Raw genomic sequence first — 3307 nt, forward strand, 5'->3', positions numbered from 1 at the left:
GGCGTCCACCAGGGTGCCCACCCACTCGCCGCGCCCAAACCCCTCGGCCCGGGATATCACCCCGAGGCCGCCTTGGGGGCCCCCGGCCGCGGCCCGCCCCCCCGCGCCCGCCACCTCCTCGGCGGCCACCGGCTGCACACCTCCGTCCGGCAGCCGCACCGCGCCGCCGGTGGTGGCGGAATCGGCTATCCCTCCGGCGAATTCGAAGAACTGGGTCGCGTGCACCAGCGAGTAGCGCAGACCCGATTCCTTGATGAGTCGCTCCTGCGCCACCTTCGCCCGCAGGTACCCGGACTCGGGCAAGCGGTCGGCGCCGACCACCGACAAGGCGACGTAGTGGCCGACGCCGGCGCCGCCCGCGGCCTCGAGCAGGTTGGTGGTCGCCGTGCGGAAGAAGGTCATGACGTCGTCGTAGGCGAACGACGGCGAGTTGGAGACGTCGACGAGCACGTCCGCCCCCTGCAGCACCTCCTTCACGCCTTCGCCGGTGATCGTGTTGACGCCCGTATTGGGCGAGGCCGCAACCGCCTGGTGGCCGTGCTCACCCAGACGAGTGACGACCTTCGAGCCGATGAGCCCGGTGCCGCCGATGACGACGATCTTCATGGTCTTTCCTTCCGTTGCAGTGGTGTTCGGAGTCGGTGGAAAATGCCTCTGTATCGAGGACAGGAGAGGCGGCGCATTCGTGACGGGCACGCGTTCGTCCCGTCACCCGCCGACTTCGCTCACGCCCGCTGGTCGACCGGCACGTATTCGAAGGTTGGGCCCGCGGTGGTGCGGCCGTCGCCGCTCGGCATCTTCATCAGCGCCTGGGCTTGGGATTTCAGGGCATACATCGCCCCGACCGCTTCCCGCATCTGCGCGGGGTTGCCGTTGAACGTGTCCTCCAGCAGATACAGCAGCAGACAGTAGGTGTTGTTGAACTTCTCCTGCGCCAGCCGCACCGGGCTGCCTTCGGGATAATCGCTGGTGCGCGGGTTGGGGCGCATCGGCAGCACGCCATCGGGATCCACCGCGATCGGTTCTCCGGTGGGGCCGGATTGCGGTGTGTCACCGAGCCGGAACCGGCGTCCCTCCTTCAGCTCGACGAAGCGGTAGTAGTGGGCCACCTGATCGCGTTCGGGGTGGAAGACGTCCTTGTCGCCGTCCCACACCGCGGTCCGGGCCGCGCCCTCGCCCTGCTCGATGATCTCCGCCAGCGCGGCCAGCGCCGACTTCAGATCGTGCACTGCGACGACTTGGCCTCCACCGCTGCTGAAGTGCATCTCCTGCAGTTGCCGGTGCGGGTCGCCGCAGAAGACCGCGTCCTCGCCGAGGGCGTCGGTCAAGGTGCGCAATCCGGACTCGAGGGCGGCGTAGAACTGCCCGATGGTGTGGTAGTCCTGCGATTCCGGTGGTGCGTCGGCCGCTGCGGGCCGCTCGACGTTCAGGAACAGTTCCAGCGCTTCGGGTCCGAACGGCACCAGGTCGAGGTGCACGGACGGATCCCCGTGCGGTAGTGGATGCGGGTACGGCGGCAGCAGTTGGGGCGCGTCCAGCTTCGGCTCACCACCGACGGCGTTGAGCAGGTTCGCCGCCAGTGCCAGGTGCAGCATCTCCTCGACGAACACGCTGCTGATCGCCTGTGCCGCTTCGGGATTGCGACCCGGCTCCAGCGAGTACAGCGCGCACAGGTAGGGCGGGATGGTCGCGTGCTCGAGCTCGATCGCCCATTGCAGATGGCGGCGTAGATCGTCCAGCGAATCGATGGCAGGGATGCCGGTGTCCATGCGTGAACCTCGTCTCGGCGAAGTCGGCGGAGTCTGTCGGCAGCAAGGACAAGACGGCCCGGCGAATTGTGACGGGGTGTCGCCGGACACTGTCCGGCGCCCTTTCGTATCCGGATATTTCCGGCCAGGATGATGCCTGGGTGATCGCTGGCGTCTCCAGTGCGGATCGACCGAGGTGAGAAAGCAGGCGGCGGTGGGATTGCGGCGAAATGTGGGACTGGTGGGCCGGCGATCGGAGTGCGCCGCGCTCGACCAGCTGATCGCCGCCGTGCGCACGGGCGAGAGCCGGGTGCTCGTGGTCCACGGCGCACCCGGAGTCGGCAAGTCCGCGCTGCTCGAATACCTCGAGGACCTCGCGACCGGACTGCGTGCGCTGCGCGCGGTCGGCGTCGAGGCCGAGATGGAGCTGCCGTTCGCCACGCTCCACCAGCTGTGTGTACCGCTGCTGGACCGGATGATCGCACTGCCCGCGCCACAGCGCGACGCCCTCGAGACGGTGTTCGGAATGCGTACAGGCACCGCGCCGCAACCCTTCCTGGTCGGGCTGGCCGTGCTGAGTCTGTTCTCGGACGCCTCGGAGAGCGGCCCGGTGGTGTGTGTGATCGATGACGCGCAGTGGATGGACCAGGCTTCGGCGCAGGTCCTCGGCTTCGTGGCCCGGCGGCTGCTGGCCGAATCGGTGGCGCTGGTCTTCGCCACCCGTCACCGCGCCCACCAGCTGCTGGGCCTGCCCGAACTCGAGGTCTCCGGGCTGACCAGGGCCGACGCCCTCGCCCTGCTCGAGTCGGCGACTCATGTCCGGCTGGATTCCCACATCCGTGACCGCGTCGTCGCCGAGGCCGCCGGCAATCCGCTCGCTCTGCTGGAGTTGCCGCGTGAACGCACCGTCACGCAGCTGGCGGGCGGATACGGTCTGCTGCACTCCGAGACGCTGCCCACCCGCATCGAGCAGAGCTTCCTGCACCGGATCGCGGCGCTGCCGGAACAGAGCCGACTGCTCCTGCTGATCGCCGCCGCCGAACCGGTCGGGGATCCCGCGCTCGTGTGGGGCGCCGCCGACCGGCTCGGCATCGCACCGGCGACGGCGCTCGACGAGGACACCGAGCGGCTGGTGTCGTTCGACATCCGGGTGACGTTCCGGCACCCGCTGGTGCGGTCCGCCGTCTATCGGGCCGCCGAGGACGCGGAACGCCGTGCGGTGCATCTGGCCCTGGCGGAGGTCACCGACCCCGGAGTCGATCCGGATCGCCGGGCGTGGCATCTGGCCGCGGCGGCCGCCGAACCGGACGAGGCCGTCGCGGCGGAACTCGAGCGGTCCGCCGATCGAGCCCAGGCTCGCGGCGGAATGGCCGCGGCCGCCGCGTTCCTGCAGCGGTCGGTATTGCTGACCGTCTGCGCCGAGCGCCGCGCGGAGCGTGGCGTGGCGGCCCCGGGCGCCCCCCGGCCCCCCGGGGGCCAGGGCCCCCCCCCGCGCGGACACCAAATATACCCAAAAAATGAGCCCACCCGAAAACAAAGGGGCCCCGCCCAAAAAGGTG

The 3307-nt window shown here is 69.7% G+C and carries 3 protein-coding genes; 1 reads left to right on the forward strand and 2 read right to left on the reverse strand.

Translation table 11 applies throughout. The annotated features are described in order from the left end of the window. Positions 1 to 606: SDR family oxidoreductase (locus tag QH470_RS00055; RefSeq protein WP_280270148.1), on the reverse strand; the 606-nt coding region annotated here is incomplete at its 3' end. 119 nt (positions 607 to 725) lie between these two features. Then, positions 726 to 1769 (reverse strand): ferritin-like domain-containing protein, encoded by a 1044-nt coding sequence (locus tag QH470_RS00060; RefSeq protein WP_280270149.1) that lies wholly within the window; start codon positions 1767 to 1769, stop codon positions 726 to 728. 175 nt (positions 1770 to 1944) lie between these two features. Between QH470_RS00060 and QH470_RS00065 the strand changes: the two genes are divergently transcribed. After that, positions 1945 to 3307 (forward strand): AAA family ATPase (locus QH470_RS00065; RefSeq protein WP_280270150.1); only part of this gene is annotated, 1363 nt, incomplete at its 3' end.

Source organism: Nocardia wallacei (genome assembly GCF_029868745.1).
In the GTDB taxonomy this organism is placed as follows: Bacteria; Actinomycetota; Actinomycetes; order Mycobacteriales; family Mycobacteriaceae; genus Nocardia; species Nocardia wallacei_B.

What these genes read in the sequence shown, in the direction of transcription:
- QH470_RS00060 (WP_280270149.1), bottom strand. Translation starts at nt 1,769, where the DNA reads ATGGACACCGGCATCCCTGCCATCGATTCGCTGGACGATCTACGCCGC.